15 protein-coding genes and 2 pseudogenes are annotated in these 16,031 nt (G+C 66.8%); 4 read left to right on the top strand and 13 right to left on the bottom strand.

Annotated features, from left to right (window positions below):
* Position 1 precedes the first annotated feature (1 nt).
* Positions 2–1,543: an alpha-(1->6)-mannopyranosyltransferase A gene (locus AWC07_RS16035; RefSeq protein ID WP_036414941.1), complete on the top strand. Its 1,542-nt coding sequence runs from the start codon at positions 2–4 to the stop codon at positions 1,541–1,543.
* Between the two features lie 5 nt (positions 1,544–1,548).
* Here the strand turns inward: AWC07_RS16035 and AWC07_RS16030 are convergent, their stop codons facing one another.
* The gene (locus tag AWC07_RS16030) at positions 1,549–1,953 is read right to left on the bottom strand and encodes an Rv2175c family DNA-binding protein (protein ID WP_036414938.1); all 405 of its coding nucleotides are present in this window, start codon (positions 1,951–1,953) and stop codon (positions 1,549–1,551) included.
* Positions 1,954–2,045: 92 nt separating this feature from the next.
* Here AWC07_RS16030 and AWC07_RS16025 point away from each other — a divergent pair, with 92 nt between their 5' ends.
* Positions 2,046–3,287, top strand: coding sequence for a protein kinase domain-containing protein (locus AWC07_RS16025; protein ID WP_051508059.1), 1,242 nt, complete (start codon positions 2,046–2,048; stop codon positions 3,285–3,287).
* 87 nt (positions 3,288–3,374) lie between these two features.
* Here the strand turns inward: AWC07_RS16025 and AWC07_RS16020 are convergent, their stop codons facing one another.
* The 3 genes and pseudogenes from AWC07_RS16020 to AWC07_RS28810 all read right to left on the bottom strand — a co-directional run.
* Complete coding sequence (locus tag AWC07_RS16020) at positions 3,375–4,763, bottom strand: class II 3-deoxy-7-phosphoheptulonate synthase (RefSeq protein ID WP_036414936.1); 1,389 nt, start codon at positions 4,761–4,763, stop codon at positions 3,375–3,377.
* Between the two features lie 136 nt (positions 4,764–4,899).
* Positions 4,900–5,403: pseudogene (locus AWC07_RS16015) on the bottom strand (polyadenylate-specific 3'-exoribonuclease AS); the annotation flags it as partial.
* Positions 5,404–5,490: 87 nt separating this feature from the next.
* Positions 5,491–5,568: pseudogene (locus tag AWC07_RS28810) on the bottom strand (hypothetical protein); the annotation flags it as partial.
* Positions 5,569–5,708: 140 nt separating this feature from the next.
* Between AWC07_RS28810 and AWC07_RS16005 the strand changes: the two are divergent.
* A complete protein-coding gene (locus tag AWC07_RS16005; protein WP_036414931.1) occupies positions 5,709–6,995 on the top strand; it encodes a glycosyltransferase 87 family protein in 1,287 nt (428 codons plus the stop codon).
* Here the strand turns inward: AWC07_RS16005 and AWC07_RS16000 are convergent, their stop codons facing one another.
* From AWC07_RS16000 to AWC07_RS15980, 5 genes are all read right to left on the bottom strand, one after another.
* The gene (locus AWC07_RS16000) at positions 6,996–7,733 is read right to left on the bottom strand and encodes a lysophospholipid acyltransferase family protein (protein ID WP_036414929.1); all 738 of its coding nucleotides are present in this window, start codon (positions 7,731–7,733) and stop codon (positions 6,996–6,998) included.
* Between the two features lie 87 nt (positions 7,734–7,820).
* Positions 7,821–8,222, bottom strand: coding sequence for a hypothetical protein (locus AWC07_RS15995; protein WP_036415008.1), 402 nt, complete (start codon positions 8,220–8,222; stop codon positions 7,821–7,823).
* Positions 8,219–9,496 (bottom strand): ArsA family ATPase, encoded by a 1,278-nt coding sequence (locus tag AWC07_RS15990; protein WP_084293580.1) that lies wholly within the window; start codon positions 9,494–9,496, stop codon positions 8,219–8,221. Before AWC07_RS15990 ends, AWC07_RS15995 begins: the two co-directional genes overlap by 4 nt.
* Positions 9,489–9,926 (bottom strand): SRPBCC family protein, encoded by a 438-nt coding sequence (locus AWC07_RS15985; RefSeq protein WP_036414922.1) that lies wholly within the window; start codon positions 9,924–9,926, stop codon positions 9,489–9,491. Before AWC07_RS15985 ends, AWC07_RS15990 begins: the two co-directional genes overlap by 8 nt.
* Positions 9,927–10,037: 111 nt before the next feature.
* Positions 10,038–10,427, bottom strand: coding sequence for a hypothetical protein (locus AWC07_RS15980; RefSeq protein WP_036414919.1), 390 nt, complete (start codon positions 10,425–10,427; stop codon positions 10,038–10,040).
* Between the two features lie 160 nt (positions 10,428–10,587).
* Between AWC07_RS15980 and AWC07_RS15975 the strand changes: the two genes are divergently transcribed.
* Entirely contained in the window at positions 10,588–12,387 is a 1,800-nt protein-coding gene (locus AWC07_RS15975) for an AMP-dependent synthetase/ligase (protein ID WP_036414916.1), read from the top strand.
* Here the strand turns inward: AWC07_RS15975 and pimB are convergent.
* From pimB to AWC07_RS15955, 4 genes are all read right to left on the bottom strand, one after another.
* Positions 12,384–13,526 (bottom strand): GDP-mannose-dependent alpha-(1-6)-phosphatidylinositol monomannoside mannosyltransferase, encoded by a 1,143-nt coding sequence (pimB, locus tag AWC07_RS15970; RefSeq protein ID WP_036414913.1) that lies wholly within the window; start codon positions 13,524–13,526, stop codon positions 12,384–12,386. The genes AWC07_RS15975 and pimB overlap by 4 nt on opposite strands.
* Before the next feature lie 10 nt (positions 13,527–13,536).
* On the bottom strand, positions 13,537–14,301 hold the full coding sequence (locus AWC07_RS15965) for a hypothetical protein (protein WP_425271253.1): 765 nt from the start codon (positions 14,299–14,301) through the stop codon (positions 13,537–13,539).
* Positions 14,302–14,407: 106 nt separating this feature from the next.
* Complete coding sequence (gene ripC / locus AWC07_RS15960; RefSeq protein WP_036414910.1) at positions 14,408–15,568, bottom strand: peptidoglycan hydrolase RipC; 1,161 nt, start codon at positions 15,566–15,568, stop codon at positions 14,408–14,410.
* 175 nt (positions 15,569–15,743) lie between these two features.
* Positions 15,744–16,013, bottom strand: coding sequence for a hypothetical protein (locus AWC07_RS15955; protein WP_036414907.1), 270 nt, complete (start codon positions 16,011–16,013; stop codon positions 15,744–15,746).
* Between the last annotated feature and the right edge of the window lie 18 nt (positions 16,014–16,031).

Genomic DNA, 16,031 nt, shown 5'->3' with positions numbered 1-16,031 from the left:
GATGACCAGAGCGACGCCCCCGCCCGAAACTGACTCGGCGACGAAACTATCAGTGGGCCAACATATTTCACGATTTCGCGCATTCGCCGGCAGCCCGCGGGCCAAACCCGCCTGGCTGGGTTTTCTGGGGGCCGTGCTGATCACCGCGGGAGGGTTGGGGGCCGGCAGCACCCGCCAGCACGACCCGCTGCTGGAGACGATCCACATGTCGTGGCTGCGCTTCGGCCACGGGCTGGTGCTGTCGTCGATCGTGTTGTGGTTGGGCGTGGGCCTGATGCTGATCGCGTGGCTGTGGCTGGGCCGACGAGTCCTCGCCGGCGAAGCGACCGAGTTCACCATGCGGGCCACCACCGCATTCTGGCTGGCGCCGCTGCTGCTGTCGGTGCCGGTCTTCAGCCGGGACACCTACTCCTACCTGGCCCAGGGCGCACTGTTGCGCGACGGCCTGGATCCCTATGCGGTGGGGCCGGTGGGTAACCCGAATGCGTTGCTGGACGACGTGAGCCCGATTTGGACGATCACTACCGCCCCCTACGGTCCGGCGTTCATCCTGGTGGCCAAGCTCGTCACGATCATCGTCGGCAACAACGTGGTCGCCGGGACCATGCTGCTGCGCTTGTGCATGCTGCCCGGGCTGGCGCTGTTGATTTGGGCGACCCCCCGCCTGGCACGTCACCTCGGTGCCGACGGCGCCACCGCGCTGTGGACCTGCGTGCTCAACCCACTGGTGCTCATCCATCTGATGGGTGGAGTGCACAACGAGATGCTGATGGTCGGCCTGATGGCCGCCGGCATCGCGCTCACCATGCAGCGTCGCCATGTCGCGGGCATCACGCTGATCACGGTGGCGATCGCGGTCAAAGCCACCGCCGGGCTGGCGCTGCCGTTCCTGTTCTGGGTCTGGATGCGACATCTGCGCGATGACCGGGGATACCGGCCGGTCCAGGCGTTCCTGGCTGCCGCCGCAGCGTCGCTGCTGATATTCGTGGCGGTGTTCGCGGTGCTGTCCGCGGTGGCCGGCGTCGGACTGGGGTGGCTCACGGCGCTGGCCGGCTCGGTGAAGATCATCAACTGGTTGACGCTGCCGACGGGAGCGGCGAACCTGATCCACGCTCTGGGCAGGAATTTCTTCACCCTCGACTTTTACACCTTGCTGCGGATCACCAGGTTCATCGGAATTCTGATCATCGCGGTGTCGCTGCCGCTGCTGTGGTGGCGGTTTCGCCGCGATGACCGGGCGGTGCTGGCCGGCATCGCGTGGTCGATGCTGATCGTGGTGTTGTTCGTCCCCGCCGCCCTGCCGTGGTACTACTCCTGGCCGCTGGCGGTAGTGGCCCCACTGGCCCAGTCACGGCCGGCAATTGCGGCCATCGCCGGATTCTCGACCTGGGTCATGGTGATCTTCAAACCCGACGGATCACACGGCATGTATTCCTGGCTGCACTTCGGGCTGGCGACCGCGTTCGCACTGCTGGCCTGGTATTCGCTGTACCGGGTGCCGGAGCCGGCTGCCCCAAGGGACGCACCGGAACCCGCTCGATAAGGACCTCAATACGCCATAGCTTGGGCCCGACGCACGACTTCGCGGGCCTGGTGGGCGTGGAGCGCATCGACCGGACGAGCATTGCTCACGACATCGCGTGAGCCGTCGCGGGTAACGGTCAGCGACGGGTCGGGGGTGAACAGCCAGCGCACGATCTCGGTGTCGCGATAGCCGCCGTCGTGCAGGATCGTCAACAGTCCGGGCAGGCTCTTGACCACCTGGCCGGATTTGGTGAAGAACACTTGTGGCACCACTACGCCGCCGGCACGCCGTACCGCGACCAGGTGACCTTCGCGCAGCTGCTGGTGCACCTTGCTGATCGGCACACCGAGAAGTTCGGCGACCCGGGGCAGGTCGTAGGTTGGCTCGTTGGGGTCCAGAACATCATCGCCGGCCGGAATGCTGCCCACGGCGCAAGTGTAGAGCTTGGTGCACGTTGTCTCATCCGATTCGCGCCGCCACCTACGATGGCCCCGTGGCTGAAGCTGATGTGCCCGGCTCCATCTCGGGCCGCGCCGGCCCGCATCGTCACCGAGCTGAAGCCGGGACTTCGGATCCGTTGGACAGCACGCTGCTGGACGGCCGCTACCTGGTTCAGGCCAAGATCGCCAGCGGCGGGACCTCGACGGTCTACCGCGGTCTCGACGTCCGGCTGGACCGCCCCGTCGCCCTGAAGGTGATGGACTCCCGCTATGCGGGCGACGAACAGTTTCTCACCCGTTTCCAACTCGAGGCCCGCACGGTCGCCCGGTTGAAGAACTCCGGCCTGGTTGCGGTCTACGACCAGGGGCTGGATTCCCGGCACCCGTTTCTGGTGATGGAACTCGTCGAAGGCGGCACGCTGCGCGAACTGCTGGCCGAACGCGGACCGATGCCCCCACATGCCGTGGTGGCCGTGCTGCGCCCGGTGCTGGGCGGGCTGGCCGCAGCGCATCGGGCCGGCCTGGTGCACCGCGACGTCAAGCCCGAAAATGTGTTGATCTCCGACGACGGCGAGGTCAAGATCGCCGATTTCGGATTGGTCCGGGCCGTCGCTGCCGCCGGAATCACTTCGGCCAGCGTCATTTTGGGCACCGCGGCGTACTTGTCTCCCGAGCAGGTCCGCGACGGCCAGGCCGGTCCCCGCAGCGATGTCTACTCGGCCGGAATTCTCACCTACGAGTTGCTGACCGGACACACGCCGTTCAGCGGCGACTCGGCATTGTCGATCGCCTATCAGCGGCTGGACCGCGACGTGCCGCCACCTAGCTCTGTAATCGATGGTGTGCCAAAGCAATTCGACGAATTTGTGGCCTGCGCTACCGCCCGTGACCCTGCCGACAGGTACGCCGACGCCATCGAGATGGGCGCCGATCTCGAGTCGATCGCGGAGGAGCTGGCACTCCCGGACTTCCGGGTGCCCGCGCCGCACAACTCGGCCCAGCACCGGTCGGCCATACTGCATCGCAGCCGGATCGCCCAGCGGCCGCGCCCACCGGTTCGGCACCCAACCCGCGAACTGACCCGAGAACCGGGGAGCTGGGCCGAGCCGGTATCGGCGGCCCGCCCGGATGCCCAACCGGAAGAATACGAATACCGGCCGGTGTCAGGGCAATTCGCCGGCATCTCGATGGACGAATTCGTCTGGGCGCGACAGCACGCCCGCCGCATGGTGCTGATCTGGGTGGCGGTGGTGCTGGCGATCACCGGGCTGGTCGCGACCGCGGCCTGGACGATCGGCAGTAACCTGAGCGGACTGTTGTAACCGACCTCGAGCTGGGGTACCTGCGGTGACAACCGCGAAATCGCCGAAAACCCCGTGTTTTAGGGGATTTTGCGTCTGCTCACCACCTTAGTCGCGCAGCATCTCGGCGACCAGGAAGGCCAGTTCCAGCGATTGCTGGGTGTTGAGCCGCGGATCACAGGCGGTCTCGTACCGTCCGGCCAGATCGGTCTCCGAAATGTCTTGTGCGCCACCCAGACACTCGGTGACGTCTTCACCGGTGATCTCGACGTGGATGCCGCCGGGGTGGGTGCCCAGGGCGCGATGCACCTCGAAAAAGCCCTGTACCTCATCGACGATGCGATCGAAGTGACGGGTTTTGTACCCCGTCGAGGATTCATGGGTGTTGCCGTGCATCGGGTCACACTGCCAGATCACCTGGTGACCGGTGGCCTGTACTTTCTCGATGATCCGCGGCAGCAGATCACGGACCTTGTTGTTCCCCAGCCTGCTGACCAGCGTCAACCGGCCCGGCTTGTTGTGCGGATCGAGCCGCTCGACGTACTCCACCGCCAGCTCGGGTGTCATCGTCGAGCCGATCTTGACCCCGATCGGGTTGGCGATCACCTCGGCGAACGCGATGTGTGCGCCGTCGAGTTGCCTGGTCCGCTCGCCGATCCACACGGTGTGCGCCGACAGGTCATACAGTTGCGGTTCCCCGTTCTCCGCTTCGGACAGCCGCAGCATGGCCCGCTCGTAGTCAAGAACCAATGCCTCATGGCTGGCATAGATCTCGGCGGTCTGCAGATTGCGGTCGGCCACCCCGCAGGCGCTCATGAACCGTAGTCCCCGATCGATTTCGGTGGCCAGCGCCTCATAGCGGGCGCCGGCCGGCGAGGTCCGGACGAATTCCCGGTTCCAGTCGTGGACCAGGTGCAGCGACGCCAGGCCCGACGACGTCAATGCTCGCACCAGGTTCATTGCCGCACTGGCGTTGGCGTAGGCCCGCACCAGCCGCGACGGATCGTGCTCGCGCACCGCCGCGTCCGGGGCGAAGCCGTTGATCATGTCGCCGCGATAAGACTTCAAGCCCAGCGCATCGATATCGGCCGACCGCGGTTTGGCGTACTGACCCGCGATGCGGGCCACCTTCACCACCGGCATGCTGGCGCCGTAGGTCAGCACCACGGCCATCTGCAGCAGCGCGCGGATGTTGCCGCGGATGTGGGGTTCGGTGTTGTCGACGAACGTCTCCGCGCAGTCACCGCCCTGCAAGAGGAATGCCTCGCCCTTGGCGACCTGTGCCAGCTGTTCCTGCAGGCGGACGATCTCGGACGGCACCGTCACCGGCGGAACGCTTTCGAGCACCGTGCGCATCGCCAACGCCTGGTCCGCGGGCCAGCTGGGTTGCTGGGCGGCGGGCTTGGCCAGCGCGGCGTCCAGCCGGGTGCGCAAGTCGGCAGGCAGCGGCGGCAACGGCGGCAGCTGGTCGATCGGAATGTCGACGGTCCAGTTCATCGGTACATGGTAACCGGGTTGAGGCTTGCGCTGATCAGGGCGAACGTCGCCGTCAATACGGTCAGTCTGCCGGGTCTGGTCGTCGGTCTAGCCCGCTCGCCGCCCGCACGCGGGAGCCGCGGGGTGTGCCCCCACCCCGGGCCGGACGGGCGCCGGCATTTCCGACCGAGGTGATGATCCGAAATCGTCGCAACTGGTCGCGCGCGTCGACCAGCGCGTCGTGAGCATCACGCGACCGAGCCGGCAGGCGCGGGCATCCGCGGTCCTCCCATAGTTGCCGCAGTTCCCGGGTGAAGCGAGGTATCGCCGTTGGCAGCTCCGGCATCGGACCCCACAACTGACACAGCGCGACGTGGTCGTAGGCGCCCACCCAGGCCCATAGCTCGATCGGGTCGTCGCCGCACACACCGAGGAACTCCTCCAGGTCGGCACGGATCTGCCGGCGTGAGCGCCACAGCTGCGAACCCGGCGACGGCAGCTTCGGCAGGACATGGGAGCGAACCCAGCTGCCGGCACGCTGGGGGTCGAACTCCGTGGAGACGGCGTAGTACTCGCGGCCGTCCTCGGCGACCACCCCGATGGAGATCAAATCGATGGTGCGGCCGTCTTCGATGAATTCGGTGTCATAGAAGTACCGCACATCGCAGTTTATCCGGGCAGGCTATCGCGCGGTCAGCAGGCGTTCGGCAGCCTTCGGCGGTGGCGCGGGATCGATGTCGAGGTTCGCCAGGACAAACATCAGCGGATGGAATCCCAGGGCCAACAGCCCCGCCACGGCTACGGCGGCGAAAACCGCGTCCACCGAAGCACAGCAGGGGCAGTCATGCTGCAGCCATTGGAGCACTCCACAAAAACTACGCCGGCCGACGCAGGCGAGGCCTAAGCGGCCTGAGCCGCGCTGTGGCGGCAAGCGACCGCCTCGGTAACGATTAGGCTGTCTTTGACATGAGTACATGGCGGTCGCCCGAGCTGGGCAGTCGACTCGGACGGGTCTCGTTATGGTGCCTGCTTGGGCTGGTGGCCGCCGGGGCACTGGGCTACGTGGCCTGGCGGTTGCTCGGACACATCCCCTACCGCATCGACATCGACATCTATCAGATGGGCGGCCAAGCCTGGTTGGACGGCCGTCCGCTGTACAGCGGCGACGTGAAGTTCCACACACCCATCGGGCTGGACCTCCCGTTCACCTACCCTCCGCTGGCCGCGGTGGTGTTCAGCCCGTTCGCCTGGTTGAAGATGCCGGCCGCCAGCGTCGCGATCACCCTGCTGACGCTGGTGGTACTGATCGTGTCGACGGTGGTGGTGCTGACCGGTCTGAACGTTTGGCCCACCTCGACGCTGCTGCCCGGTCCGGCCTGGGTGCGCCGACTGTGGTTGGCGGTGATCATCGTGGCTCCGGCGTCGATCTGGCTGGAGCCGCTGAGCTCCAACTTCGCCTTCGGCCAGATCAACGCCGTGCTGATGACCTTGGTGATCCTCGATTGTTTCCCGCGCCGCACGCCGTGGCCGCGGGGCCTGCTGCTCGGCTTGGGTATAGCACTGAAACTGACTCCGGCGGTGTTTCTGCTCTACTTCCTGCTGCGCCGGGACGGCCGGGCGGCACTGACAGCCCTGGCGTCCTTCGCGGCTGCGACGCTGGCCGGCTTCGCGCTGGCGTGGCGTGATTCCCGCGAGTACTGGACCCATACCCTGCACCACACCGACCGCATCGGTTCGGCTTCGTTGAACACCGACCAGAACATTGCGGGTGCGCTGGCCCGGCTGCCGATCGGCGAGCACGAAAGCTTCCTGCTGTGGGTGGTCCTGTCGCTGGTGGCGCTGGTTGCGACGGTATGGGCGATGCGCCGAGTGCTGCGGGCCGATGAGCCGGCCCTGGCCGTGATTTGCGTGGCGTTGTTCGGGTTGGTGGTTTCACCGGTTTCGTGGTCCCACCACTGGGTGTGGATGCTGCCGGCGGTTTTGGTGACCGCGGTGCTGGCCTGGCGGCGGCGAAATGCGGCGCTGGCCGTGGTCACCGCCGCCGGGGTGGCGCTGATGAGATGGACGCCGATCGAGCTGCTGCCCAAGCACCGGGAGGCCACCGCGGAGTGGTGGCGTCAACTTGCCGGGATGTCCTACGTGTGGTGGGCGCTGGCGATCATCGTCGTTGCCGGCCTCACCGTGACCACCCGGCTGACGACGGAGCGCTCGCCCGAGCCGGGGCGGATCCCGGTGTCGACGGCCGCGGCCTGATCAGCCGGCAGCGGTCTCGGGGATCCGGGCGGCGTCCTTCGGACCGGAATGAGCACCGGCGCCCTTGCTGTCGTCTTTGACGCTGGCTGCGTAGATATCGACGTACTCCTGACCGGAAAGCCCCATCAGCTCGTACATCACCTCGTCGGTGACGGCCCGCTCGATGAAGTGGTTGCCGGCCAGTCCCTCGAACCGGGTGAAGTCCATTGGTTTGCCGAAACGAACCGTCACCCGCCCGAACCGCAACATCTTCTTGCCCGGCGGGTTGACGACGTTAGTGCCGATCATGGCTACCGGAATCACCGGAACCCCGGTGTGCAGCGCTAGCCGCGCCAGGCCGGTCTTTCCCTTGTAGAGGCGACCGTCCGGCGACCGAGTGCCCTCGGGGTACATGCCGAGCAACTTGCCCCGACGCAAGAGCCGCTCTGCGGTTTCCAGCGCGGCTTGTGCGGAGTCGGCGTTGGTGCGGTCGATGGGCACCTGCCCGGAGACGCTGTAAAACCAGCGGTTAATCCAGCCCTTGAATCCGGTGCCGGTGAAGTATTCGGCTTTTGCCAGGAATGTGATCCGGCGGCGCACGGCCAACGGAAGGTAGAAGCTGTCCGCCACAGCGAGGTGGTTACTGGCCAGAATCGCCGGCCCGGAACTCGGAATGTTTTCCGCACCTTCAATTTTCGGCCGGCCGAGCAATATAAACAGCGGGCCCATGAAAACGTACTTGAAAAGGTAGTACCACATGGCCCTCCCTCTCGCCCGCACCGGAACAATGTCTGGGCCAACTGTACCCATCTGCCGTGGCTGCGACCACCTTCGCCGGGCGGCGGCTCACTCCTGCAAACTCACCGGGATGGGCTGGTAGCGCGTTTTCGCGCCGGGGCCCGCGGACCCGTTCTCCGGCGGTGTCTCGCTGGTGAGGCCGCCGCCAGGCGGATCCTCCGGCGGCGGTTTCGCCGATCGATCAATGTCGTCGACCATGGCGCGAATCACGTTGAGCAAAGCGACACTGTGGTTGGCGATGACCGTCAGCAACGGGTGCTGTTCGCCACCGACCACCGCCGCCAGCGCACATACCGGACACCACACCTGTTGGCACTTGGCGGCTGCTTTACCGCCGGCCGACCCGGACGCCATCGCGGCCGCGGCGCGCATCGCGGGGTCGATCGCATCCAGGATTGCCTGCGCAAGCCTGCGCAGTTCGGGACCAACCTCGGTATGAACCCCGGTCACGTCGGCCACACCTCCGGATTGGGTCGAAATCGAACGGTCAGCTCGCTGCCCCGCAGTTGCGCGTCCAGCACTGTGCATCTGCGCAGTACGGACGCCAACCGAACTCTGCGCCGCACCCCGCCGGCACTGATGATCAGGTCGTCGTCTGCGCGGCCCAGCGCCAGCGAACCGGGATCGAGCTGGGGCAACGCTAGCCGCAGACGATATACCGACTCAAGCCCCGACCCGGATTCCAGGTCCACAATAGGCCGCAGCGGACCCGGCGGCGCGGACCCTCGGCGGCGGCGGGCACCGTCGAGCAGACCGCCCAGCGCCTTGGGGCCGATCGGCTCGCCGGACAGGTGCGGAACCAGCACCAGCGCCTGGTCACCGATGGTGGCGTCGAGTTCTTCCAGGACGGCGCGTTGCTCGGCGATGCGTTCGGCATACCAGTAGAAGGCCGGGTGGTCGGGAAGGCTGCGGTACTCGTAGGTCTCGTCCCGGACCAGGACCTGATTGACCAGCAGCTCTTCGACGCGTATGCCCATCAGCGCCAACGAACCCAGCGTGCGGGCCGCCTCGACCGCTACCACCCGCTCCGGGGTCAGCACCAGATGGGCGCCGACCAGGTCACCATCGGTCAGCAAGGCGCTGAGCCGGTCCACGCTGGCGCTGGTGCGCTCCAGCAACTCCACCAGTGCAGCGGATCGGTTGTCGTCGATGGCGAGCCTGCGATGCCGCGGCCACGCCCGCTCCACGTAGAGTCCGAAGGTCGCGGGCAGCGTCAACATTCGCAGCGCATCCGCGGTGGACGCGCAGTCGACGACGACGCGATCCCAACGTCCGCTGGTGGCAAGCTCGCCGACGGCGTGCAGCCCGAGCACCTCCTGAATCCCGGGCAATGCCGAGAGTTCTTCTGGTGCAACGCTGCTCAGCTCGGAGCCGGGGAATCGCCGGTCCAGAGCGTCGACGACGTCTCGCCAGCGGACCTCGAGCAGCGCCAGGGTGTCCAGCGCCAGGGCGTCCAGGAAGCCGCCGGCGGACCCCGATCGCCCGGTTTCGAGATCGGCGAGAACGCGGACCGGTTCGCCCCGGCCGGTCGGCGGCACCGAGATGCCCAGCACGTCGCCCAGCGAGTGCGCCTGGTCGGTCGATACCAGCAGCACTCGCTGACCAGCACTGGCATCGCACACCGCGGTGGCGGCCGCCAGTGTGGATTTTCCTACCCCGCCTTTACCGACGAAGAGACTGATCCGGGCCGGGGCTGGCGCCCGGAATTCACTGGACTCACTCAGCCTCGACTCGTTTCTTCAGATCCTTCAACGCGCCGTCGATCAACCTGCGTTCGGCCTTGCGCTTGAGCATCCCGATCATCGGAACGGCGAGGTCGACGGAGAGCTCATAGGTCACGTCAGTTCCAGAACCGTTGGGCTCCAAGATATATGAACCTTCGAGAGACTTCAGCAGAGAGCTGGATTCCAGAGTCCAGCTCAGCGACTGGCGGTCCGCCGGCCACTGGTAGGCCATGATCAAGGTGTCCCTGAAGATGGTTGCGTCCATCAACATCCGGGCCCGTTGCGGGTATCCCTCGTCGTCAGCCTCCAGGACCTCGACTTCCTTGTACTCCGAAATCCATTCCGGGTAAGCCTCGATATCGGCGATCGCCTTCATCACCTCGCCTGGGGTCGCGTCGATGTAGATCGTCTGCCTCGTCTTGTCCGCCACCTGGCTAATCCCTTTCCCGTTACCTCGCAGCGCGCGCCGATTACTCGGGAATACCCGCCATTCGGCAGAAACGCTACTCCCGATGCCCAGCTCGAGCCCCACTCGACCCGGTTAAACTACCGGAGAAACCCCGACGGGGCGTGCTTGTTCCACTGTGGTTTTCACCTCGAACGCCATTTTCTTCGCTGCCACCCGACGGCGGTGCGTTATTTTCGCCAGATTCATCCGGGCCAGTTGCCAGGCCGCTGCCGCGGTCGGTTCGGCGTGCAGGAAGTAGTGCAGCACCACCCCGTCCATCGATGGTTCCAGCCAGATTTCCATGGCGCCGGTCAGGGCGCCGGTGACCGTCCACCTCATGCCCTTGTCGGCGCGGTCCTCGGTGACCTCCAGCCTCAGATCAGGCCACCACCGGCGCCACTTCGACGGGTCGGCGATCGCAGCTCCCACCCGTGCGCCATCCGCGGCGACATACGTCTGGTCCGCGATCTGGATGCTGTTCATCGCCACAGCTTCACACACCCGCGTATCGACGGCCAACGGCGCTCGGCTCGGTCCGGAAAAGCCACCCAGACCAGCAATCACCTGGCTTCCCCTAATGCCCGGTTAGGCTGGGACGAGGGGATCTACCCGCAAAAACATCAGTTGGAGCGAGGTCAGCAAGGTGCGTCAGTACAGTGTCCCTGCCCGCTTTTCCGTCGGCGAGCGCGACAACGTCGCGGCCATGGTCTTCCAGCACGAGCGCGACGATCCCGGGTACGTCATCTACCAACGCCTTGTCGACGGCGTCTGGACCGACGTGACCTGCGCCGAGGCGGCGCATGAGATCCGTGGTGCGGCATTGGGTTTGATCGCGCTCGGGGTACAGGCCGGTGATCGGGTGTCAATCTTTTCGGCCACCCGCTACGAGTGGGCGATCCTGGACCTGGCCATCCTGGCGGTGGGCGCGGTCACGGTGCCGATCTACGAGACGTCGTCGGCCGAGCAGGTGCGTTGGGTGCTGCAGAACTCGGAAGCCGTCGTGGCGTTCGCCGAAACCGACGCGCATGCCGCGATGGTCGCCGAGCTCACCGGTGACCTGCCCGCATTGCGCCGGGTGCTGCATATCGACGGTTCCGGCCGCAAGGCGCTCGACCAGCTCGTCGAGGAGGGCGCGTCGGTTGACCCGGCGGAACTGACCGCCCGCCTCGAGGCGCTGCGGGCCGACGACGCGGCCACGCTGATCTACACCTCCGGGACGACCGGACGGCCCAAAGGCTGTCAGCTCACGCATTCCAACCTGCTCCATGAGGTCCGGGGCACCCGGGAATGCCTGCCCACGCTGTTGTGCCCGGGACAGCGGCTCCTGGTATTTTTGCCGCTCGCCCACGTGCTGGCCCGGTCGCTGACGCTCTCGGCGTTCGCCAGCAAAGTGACTGTGGGGTTCACCAGCGACATCAAGAACCTGCTGCCGCAGTTCGCGGTGTTCAAACCCACGGTGGTGGTCTCGGTGCCGCGGGTTTTCGAGAAGGTGTACAACACCGCCGAGCAGAATGCCGTCAACGACGGCAAGGGAGCGATCTTCAAACGCGCCGCGCAGACCGCGGTGGATTGGAGCAGCGCCTTCGACAGCGGACGCCCGGGTCTGCTGCTGCGCGCCACGCACGCTCTATTCGACCGGCTGGTCTATCACAAGCTCCGCGCAGCGCTCGGGGGTGACTGTCATGCGGCGGTCTCCGGCGGGGCGCCGCTGGGCGCGCGGCTGGGCCACTTCTACCGCGGCGTGGGCTTGACCATCTACGAGGGCTATGGCCTGACCGAGACCAGCGCGGCGATCACGGTCAACCAGGTTGGTGCCCTCAAGATTGGCACGGTCGGAAAGCTGGTGCCCGGCAACAGCTTACGCATCGCCGCCGACCAGGAGCTGTTGGTCCGCGGTGGTGTGGTGTTCAGCGGCTATTGGCGCAACGAGCAGGCCACCGGGGAGGCCTTCACCGACGGGTGGTTCCGCACCGGTGATCTGGGCGCGATCGACGAGGACGGCTTCTTGAGCATCACCGGCCGCAAGAAGGAGCTCATCGTCACCGCGGGCGGTAAGAATGTCGCCCCCGCCGTGTTGGAGGACCAGCTGCGGGCATACCCGCTGATCAGTCAGGCAATGGTGGTCGGAGATGCCAAGCCGTTCATCGGCGCGCTGATCACCATCGACCCGGAGGCGTTCGCCGGCTGGAAGCAGCGCAACAGCAAGCCCGCCGACGCGTCGGTGGGCGACTTGGCCAACGATCCCGACCTGGTGACCGAAATCGATGCGGCCGTCAAACAAGCCAACCAGGCGGTGTCGCATGCCGAGTCGATCCGCAAGTTCCGCATTCTCGGTGTCGACTTCACCGAGGACACCGGCGAATTGACACCGACGATGAAGGTCAAGCGCAAAGTGGTGGCCGAGAAGTTCGCCGACGAGATCGAGGCGATCTATACCTCTTAGCTGCTGAGCAGGCCGGCCAGCCGGGTGGCCAGCGTGTCCCAGCGCCACTGGGCCGTCACCCATTCCCGGCCGGCTGCGCCCATGGCGGCGGCGCGGTCGCGATCGGTCAGCAAGTCGGTAACGGCATCGGCCACCTTGTCCACCGATGTTCCGTCGACCACCAACCCAGTTTTGTTGTGCTGCACCGTTTCCGGCGCTCCGCCGGATTCGCCGGCGATTACCGGCACGCCGCTTGCCGACGCCTCGAGAAACACGATCCCCAGGCCCTCGACGTCCAATCCGGCACCGCGGGTGCGGCACGGCATCGCGAACACGTCGGCGAACGCGTGATGCGCCGGTAGTTCGTCGCCCGGCACGCCGCCGGTGAACGTCACATGGTGGGCCACCCCGCAGTCCTTCGCCAGCTTGCGCAGCGCCTGCAGGTAAGGGCCGCCCCCGACGATCACCAGCGCGGCCCCGTCGACGCGCCGGCGGATCGCCGGTAGCGCCTTGACCAGCATGTCCTGGCCTTTGCGTGGCACCAGCCGGGACACGCATACCACCACGGGCCGCTCGTCCAGCCGGTACCGCTTACGCAGTTCGGCGCGCGCGGCCGGGTCCGGCCGGAACCGGTCGCTGTCCACCCCGGGCGGCAGGTATTCCAGCGCGGCATCGGGTCCGAAAGCGGGCGCGAACCGGGCTTGGGTGTAGCGACTGACGAAGGTCACTACGTCAGCGCTGTCCCCGATTCGGCGCAACACCGACCGCGCGACCGGCAGCATCGACCAGCCCACTTCATGGCCGTGCGTGCTGGCCACTATCCGGGTGGCACCGGCCCGGCGCGCACGCGGCGCCAGCAGCGCCAGCGGGGCGGCCGCCCCGAACCAGACGGTATTGATGCCGTACTCGGCGATCAGGCGGCGCATGCGGCTGTCGACGGCCGGGACGGGCAGCATCAGCGTGCCGGGATGACGCACCACCCGATAGCCGACTGCACAAGCCGCGTCGTCGTACGCCTGCGCCCCCTTCCACCGCGGTGCGTACACCGTCACCGAATGCGATCCCGATTCGACCAGCCGACCGACGAACTCCCCCAGGTAGGACTGAATGCCGCCGCGTCTGGGCGGAAAGTCGTTGGTTACCACCAGAACCCGGCTCACCTGCGTCAGACTAATCGGCCAGCCACCCCTGCCAGCGGGCGAGCAGCCCGGCAGCGTCGGTGTCGAGTACGGTGCGCGCGGCGGTCGCGAAGTCGGGGTGTCCGGCACCACACGCGATCAGGTAGAGCCCGCGCAACGCGGTCGTCCCGTAGGCCTCCGCGACGAAGCGGGCAAACCACCACGCCCGGTCATATGCCAGCGAGCGCTGCGGTCCGGCGGTGTCCAGGTCGGCATCGGACGGCAGGGCCCGGGGCAGCGGTTCGGCGGGAGGCGCGGTCGCCGGTCTGGCGACGAAATCGGCCACCCCCTCGGTCAGCCAGCGCGGTGCGTCGAGTGCGGTGTCGACACGCGCCGCGTAGTGAAAAAGTTCATGTGTCAACACAATTCGCAGCGCAGATTGGCTCATGGCGGCTGCGCCCGGGGCGAACACGATCCGTTGGCCGGCAGCGGTCCGATGGGCGGTATCAACGTGCTCGGCGACGGTAACCGCCGCGATATCGACCCATTGCGACGCCGGCCCGCCGCCGGCGGCAGTACGGAACTGTTCGTCGGAACCGGCCGCCACCACCGAGATCTCGTGCGGCCAGCCGGTGCCCCAAAAGGCCGAGACCGCGTCGATCGCAGGGCCGAGGTTCGCCGCGACACGGGATAGCAGGCGCTCACTGTCCGCGCCGCCGAGGCCGATCAGCCGGACAGTACGGCCACCGACGACCACCGGGGTGAGGCCGGTGCCGTCGACTCGCACCGCCGACGGTGGTGCCGAGCCGTCGCGTATCGGATGGGCCGGCAGAGCGGCTGCCGCGACCAGCTCGGCCACGAAGACGAAGGCCAGGGTTATCGGCAGCCACCGGGGCCGGCGGCGAAGCCACGCCACGAGGTCGTCAGTAGCGACGGGCGTCGTAGATCGGACCCGAGGAGGTCATCGGCACGACCCGCACGGGTTGGCCGAAGGTGGACGAGTGGACCATCAGGCCGTCGCCGATGTAGATGCCGGTATGTGAGGCGTCGGAATAAAAGGTCAGCACGTCACCCGGCTGCAGGTCCGACAGCGCCACTGGCTGACCACCATGGGCCAGCGCCTGGCTGGAGTGCGGCAGTGCGATCCCGGCTTGCTGGAACGCCCACATGACCAGTCCGGAGCAGTCGAAACCGCCGGGCCCGGCGCCACCCCATGCGTACGGAGTGCCGATCTGGGTCAAGGCTGCCTGCACCACAGTCGCCCGGTCGCCGCCACCGCCGCCGCCAGGAGCCAGGAACGGTATGTCGGACACTCCGCCGGGAGGCGGCGCCTCGCCGGGTGCCGGCACGCCCTCGGGCGGAGCACCGGGCGGCAGCCCTTCGGGCGCCGGCCCGGGAGCGTCCGGCACGCGCGCCGGGATCGGTCCCGGGTCTGCGAGCGCGGTGCGCTGCTCCGGCGTCAGGGCCTGGTATTGCGACTTCACGACGGCGATCTGCACCTGCAGCTGGCTCTGCTTGTGCTGCAAACTGGCCCGCACCGCCGCGGCTTGTTCGGCGGCGGACTTGGCATCGGCAGCCGACTTGGCAGAAGCCTGCTCAGCCTTGATCGCCTGTTCTCCGGCGGCCCGGAAACCGGCCATCTGCGTGGCCATTTGACGCGCCATCACCCGCTGCACCGAAAGACCGTCGATCAGCAGCTGCGGCGATTCCGCCGTCAAGATCGCATCCAAGCCGTTGGTGCGGCCACCCATGTAGGTGGCGGCCGCGACCTTGTTGACCGCGATCTGGAAGGTGGCTAGGCGCGCTTTCGCGGCGGCCAGCGCGGCCTGGTCGTCGGCCAGCTTCTTTTCCGCGGACTGCTGCGCCACAAGCTTCGCGTTCAGGTCGAGTTCTGCGCTGTGCATCGCCTCGGTGGTCTGTTCGGCCTGCCGCGACAGCTCGTTGAGTTTCGCCAGCGCGTCGTCGGCGGGGTCGGCCATCGCAGTCACGGCCAGGATGCCGGACAACACGATGAAGCTCGCCAACGAACCGACTGCGGACCGCTTGATGACGCGCGCGATCGAATGCCTACAGTCGAGCCTCAAGATTTGCTTCCTTAAACTGCCATCGGCCTAGCGCCGTCGAGCTGGTTTAGGTCTCAAACAGGTTACGAAATGGTCTCGGCTTTTGTCCAAACAGAGGAGTTAAGAAAATGGCAAGATTTCTGTCATTTTCATGTGAAAAAGCGCGTCTTTGCGCTCCACCACCATACAGGCTCGATCAGGCGACACCCGACGCAGGACCCGACCCTCGACCGCGCCGGATCGGGACGAGACGCAATCTCGGAGCTAACCCAGCATCGGCGAGTGCCTCCAGGGCCGCTTGCTCGTCGCGCGACAACGTGTCCGGCACCCCGAGCAACACACTCACCACACAATCGCGGCAGGCGCGTCCCCGCACCGCGCACTCGTCACAGTCGATGACCACCTCCCCCGTTTCGGCCTCGCCGCCGCTGTATTCGCTACCGCCGTTCCCTGCGTTCCATGCCATCAATCCCGGTCCTTTCGG

Source organism: Mycobacterium gastri (assembly GCF_002102175.1).
GTDB classification, from domain to species: Bacteria; Actinomycetota; Actinomycetes; order Mycobacteriales; family Mycobacteriaceae; genus Mycobacterium; species Mycobacterium gastri.
Note: the sequence above shows the minus strand (reverse complement) of the source record. Positions and strands in the feature narration are given on the sequence as shown.